Here is a 5036-nt window from a genome sequence, read left to right as displayed (position 1 = left end):
CCCGTGCTCCCGTCGTTCCCGGAACCCCCGTACGTCCTGGCATCCTTGACGGAGTACGCGTAGGGAACCGCGCGGTACACCCCCTCCGCACGATCCTTCTGTACGTTCTTCGTGACCGTTCGACCCGAACCAGGAGCCCGGCCACGTGACCCCCGTGAGCAGCCACTCGCCGCACGGCCGGTCGCCGTTGCGCACCGTGCAGGTGCTGGGCGGTGGCAACGCCGCCAGCGGCGCCCATGTGCGCTCGCTGGCCGCGGGGCTCGTCGCGCGGGGCGTGCGGGTCACGGTGTGCGCCCCCGCCGAGGCGGATCACACCTACGGCTTCACGGGCGTCGGCGCCGACCACGTGCACGTGCCGCGCAGCAGCGACCCGGGAGCGGTGGCCGCGCTGCGGGCGGCCTGTACGAACGCCGACCTGGTGCACGCGCACGGGCTGCACGCCTCCTTCCGCACGGTGCTCGCCCTCAGCGGACGGCACACCCCGCTCGTCGTGACCTGGCACGACCGGGCGCGCGCCGACGGTCCGCGCGCGCACTTCCTGCGGGTGCTGGAGCGGCGGGTCGTCAAGGCGGCCACCGTGGTGCTCGGGACGACCTCCGCCCTCGTCGACCGGGCCCGCCGCACGGGAGCGCGGGACGCGCGGCTGGCCGCGGTGCCGCTTCCCGGGACGCGCACGCCCCCGGGGCCGGAGGACCCCGACCGGCTGCGGCCCAAGGTCCGGGCCGAACTCGGCGCCATGGGACGCCCGTTGCTCATCGCCGTCGGCTCCCTCGAACGGCACCGGGGGTACAGCACCCTGCTGGACGCCGCGCACGCGTGGAGCCGCCTCGACCCCGTGCCGCTGGTCGTCGTCGCGGGGGAGGGGCCGCTGCGCGGTGAACTCCAGCGGCGGATCGAGGACGAGGAGCTGCCGGTCCGGCTCATCGGCCGGCGCGACGACGTCCCCGATCTGCTCGCCGCCGCCGACCTCGCACTGCTGCCCAGCAGGTGGGAGGCGCGCTCCCCGTTCGCCCAGGAGGCCCTCCACGCGCGCGTGCCGCTCGTCGCGACCGACGCCGGCGGCATCCCCGAACTCGTCGGCGACGCCGCCGAACTCGTCCCGTACGGCAACGCGCGGGCGCTCGCCGACGCCGTCGTACGGCTGCTGGACGACCCCGACCGCAGGGAGTTGCTCAAGGAGCGGGGCGCGCGGCAGGCGGCGACCTGGCCGACCGAGGACGAGACGGTCGCCCAAGTGCTCAGCGTGTACGACGAGTTGACCCGGCCCCGGCCGCTGATCTGACGCCGGACGCGGGACACGTGCCGCCCGGTCAGGGCACGTGCCGCCGGGCCCGCAGGGCCAGGCTCAACGCCAGTACCGTCTGCGGGTCGTCGAGGTCGGTGCCCAGCAACTCGCCGATGCGGGCGAGCCGGTTGTAGAGCGTCTGCCGGTTCAGATGCAGTTCGCGGGCCGTCTCCGCCTTGCGGCCCGCGTGAGCCAGATACGTCTCCAAGGTGGGCAGCAGCAAAGGTCTGGAGCGGCGGTCGTGGTCCAGGAGGGGGCCGATCGCGCGGTCCACGAACGCCGCCAGGTCCGGATGGTCGCGCAGCCGCCACAGCAGCAGGTCGATGTCCAGCCGGCGGGCGTCGTACCAGGGGCGGTCCGGCAGGCCCTGCGCCGCGGCCGCCGTCTCCGCCGCGTGCCGCAGCCCCGCCGACGCCGCCGCCCAGCCGCCGGCCGGCCCGACCACCACGACGGGCGGCCGGGTCCCCGGCCGCAGCATGCCCGCCCGCTCCACCCCGGCCCGCAGCACCGCGGCCACCCGGTCCGCGATCGCCGGGCGCTCCGCCTCCGAGCGCAGCCCGAGCAGCAGCGGCACCCGCCCCTCGACCGGCCGCACGCCCAGCAGGACGGGCACGCCGAGCGAGGCCAGTTCCTCGGCCACCGCGCGGGCCAGCACCGCCCAGCCTCCCCCCTGCGGGGACAGGGCGTCACCGAGGCGCATCACCACCGGCAGCAGCGGGCCGGTGCCCGGCTTGAAGCCCAGCACGCGCGCCTGCGCGGGCGCGTCCTGGGCGGTGACACGGCCCTCGGCGAGATCGGTGAGGAAGTCCCCGCGTCCCCGCGCCGCCAGCTCCTCCTCCTGGCGGGCCTGCATCAGCACCACGGCGAGGATGCCCGCGGTCCGCTCGGCCGCCATGCGGTGCACCGGGGCCGGCGCGTTCCGGACCGGCAGCAGCACCAGCCGGGCCCGTACGCCGCCGCTGCCGGGGCCGCCACCGGGCACGTCCACCAGGGCCGAACCGGCCGGTGGGTCGTCCTGGTGCCGGTCCCGCAGCCCCTCCCACACCTGGAGCGGATCCGCGCCCTCGGGGCCCTCCCCGGCCGCGTACAGCAGCTGTCCGTCCGTCGTCTCCAGGAAGACCGGGTTGCCGGTGAACCCGGCCAGGATCTCCAGGACCCGGGGGACCCCGCCGCCGCCCAGCAGCGCCTCGGTGCACCGGCGGTGCACCTCCTCCGCACGCTGCAGCAGCGCGTAGTGCCCGTTGACGATCTCGGTGTGGATCTCCTCGGTGACCGTCACGAACGGCACCTCGCGGTGCAGCTGGACCAGGGGCAGCCCCGCCGCCCGGGCCGTGTCGACGAGGGCGGCGGGCAGCCGGGTGAAGCGCGGGCCCAGCTCCACCACGAGGGCCGCGATGCCCCGCTCGGCCAGCGTGCGCACGAACGCGCGCTGGTCGGCCGGGCGGTGGCCGAGTCCGTAGCCGGTGGTCAGCAGCAGTTCGCCACCCTTGAGCAGCGAGGCGATGTTGGGCACCTCACCCGCGTGCACCCAGCGCACCGTGCGCTGCAACCGGTCGGCGCCCGCCACGACCTCGGGCAGCCCGCTGCGCAGCCCGGGCAGCTCCAGCGCCCGCCGCACGGTGATTCCGGCGCCCCGGGTGTCGTATCCGCTGTCCATACCCGGACGCTACCTGCGCGGATGTCCCCGGTACATCCGTGGGGCCGGGGGCCGGCGAGGCGACCCGGGGCGCCGGAGACGGCGTCGGCGCGCGGGCCCCGCCACGACCGTTCGGAGCGTGCGGACCGAGCGGACTCACTTCCGCTCGGCGCACGGGAACGGCAGGGGCGCGGCCCCGCACGCACCGGCGCCTGCACCCCGCTGCGGGCCCTGCCGGCCGGGGCAGGGGCCACGGCGGGCGGTCCGGGCGGGGAGCGGACGCCGACGGCTCGTGCCGCGGCGGCGGGCCTCAGCCCCCGTAGGCGCCCGAAGCCGTCAGCCGCAGGGCGGTGTCGATGAGCGGCACGTGGCTGAACGCCTGCGGGAAGTTGCCCACCTGGCGCTTCAGGCGCGGATCCCATTCCTCCGCCAGCAGCCCGAGGTCGTTGCGCAGTGACAGCAGCTTCTCGAACAGCTTGCGGGCCTCGTCCACGCGGCCGATCATCGCCAGGTCGTCGGCCATCCAGAACGAGCAGGCGAGGAACGCCCCCTCGTCACCCGGCAGGCCGTCGACGCCCTCGTGCTGCCCTTCCGTCGGGTAGCGCAGGATGAAGCCGTCGGGCGTGGACAGCTCGCGCTGGATCGCCTCGACGGTGCCGATCACGCGCTTGTCGTCCGGCGGCAGGAAGCCCACCTGCGGAATCAGCAGCAGCGAGGCGTCCAGTTCCTTCGAGCCGTAGGACTGCGTGAAGGTGTTGCGCTCCTTGTCGTAGCCCTTCTCGCACACGTCCCGGTGGATGTCGTCGCGCAGCCGCTTGAACGCCTCCAGCGGGCCGTCGGCGTCGCCGGACTCGACGAGCTTGATGGTGCGGTCGACCGCGACCCAGGCCATCACCTTGGAGTGCACGAAGTGGCGGCGCGGGCCGCGCACCTCCCAGATGCCCTCGTCCGGCTCCTGCCAGTGCTTCTCCAGGTAGCGGATCAGCTTCAGCTGGAGCAGGGAGGCGTAGTCGTTGCGGGCCAGACCGGTCATGTGGCCCAGGTGCAGGGCCTCGGTGACCTCGCCGTACACATCCAGCTGCAGCTGCGACGCGGCGCCGTTGCCGACCCGGACCGGGCTGGAGTTCTCGTAGCCGGGCAGCCAGTCCAGCTCCGCCTCGCCGAGCTCGCGCTCACCGGCGATGCCGTACATGATCTGCAGGTTCTCCGGGTCGCCCGCCACCGCGCGCAGCAGCCACTCGCGCCAGGCGCGGGCCTCCTCGCGGTAGCCGGTGCGCAGCAGCGAGGACAGGGTGATCGCCGCGTCCCGCAGCCAGGTGTAGCGGTAGTCCCAGTTGCGGACGCCGCCGATGTCCTCCGGCAGGGAGGTGGTGGGCGCGGCGACGATGCCGCCGGTCGGGGCGTAGGTCAGGGCCTTCAGCGTGATCAGGGAGCGGATCACGGCCTCGCGGTAGGGGCCGTGGTACGTACAGTGCTCCACCCACTCGCGCCAGAAGTCCTCCGTCGCCTCCAGGGACTGCTCCGGCTCCGGCAGCGGCGGCGGCTCCTTGTGCGAGGGCTGCCACGAGAGCGTGAACGTGATCCGGTCGCCCGGCGCGACCGTGAAGTCCGAGTACGTGGTCAGCGACTTGCCGTAGGTCTCGACGGGGGTGTCGAACCACACGGAGTCCGGGCCCGCGACGGCGACCGTGCGCCCCTCGTGCTTGTGCACCCACGGCACCACCCGGCCGTAGGAGAAGCGCATCCGGAGTGCCGAGCGCATCGGCACCCGGCCGGAGACGCCCTCCACGATCCGGATCAGCTGCGGGGCGCCGTCACGCGGGGGCATGAAGTCGGTCACCCGGACCGTGCCGCGCTGGGTGTCCCACTCGGACTCCAGGATCAGCGAGTCGCCGCGGTAGCCGCGCCGGGCGGCCGTGGGCGGCTCGGCCTCGGGGGCGTGCGCCGGACCGAGCCGCCAGAAGCCGTGCTCCTCGGTGCCCAACAGACCGGCGAAGATGGCGTGCGAGTCGAAGCGGGGCAGGCACAGCCAGTCCACCGTGCCGTCCCGGCAGACCAGGGCAGCGGTCTGCATGTCTCCGATGAGTGCGTAGTCTTCGATGCGCCCGGCCACGT

The 5036-nt window shown here is 74.7% G+C and carries 3 protein-coding genes; 1 reads left to right on the top strand and 2 read right to left on the bottom strand.

Annotation, left to right across the window (positions count from 1 at the left end; translation table 11 throughout):
• Positions 1-145 precede the first annotated feature (145 nt).
• Complete coding sequence (locus RIM90_RS28945) at positions 146-1282, top strand: glycosyltransferase family 4 protein (protein WP_309063711.1); 1137 nt, start codon at positions 146-148, stop codon at positions 1280-1282.
• Between the two features lie 28 nt (positions 1283-1310).
• Here RIM90_RS28945 and RIM90_RS28940 read toward each other — a convergent pair whose 3' ends face one another.
• Both RIM90_RS28940 and RIM90_RS28935 read right to left on the bottom strand, forming a co-directional pair.
• Positions 1311-2942: a PucR family transcriptional regulator gene (locus RIM90_RS28940; protein WP_309063710.1), complete on the bottom strand. Its 1632-nt coding sequence runs from the start codon at positions 2940-2942 to the stop codon at positions 1311-1313.
• Between the two features lie 289 nt (positions 2943-3231).
• Positions 3232-5034: a glycoside hydrolase family 15 protein gene (locus RIM90_RS28935; protein WP_309063709.1), complete on the bottom strand. Its 1803-nt coding sequence runs from the start codon at positions 5032-5034 to the stop codon at positions 3232-3234.
• Positions 5035-5036 lie beyond the last annotated feature (2 nt).

This window comes from Streptomyces sp., from assembly GCF_031181555.1.
Taxonomy (GTDB): Bacteria; Actinomycetota; Actinomycetes; order Streptomycetales; family Streptomycetaceae; genus Streptomyces; species Streptomyces fimbriatus.
Note: the sequence above shows the minus strand (reverse complement) of the source record. Positions and strands in the feature narration are given on the sequence as shown.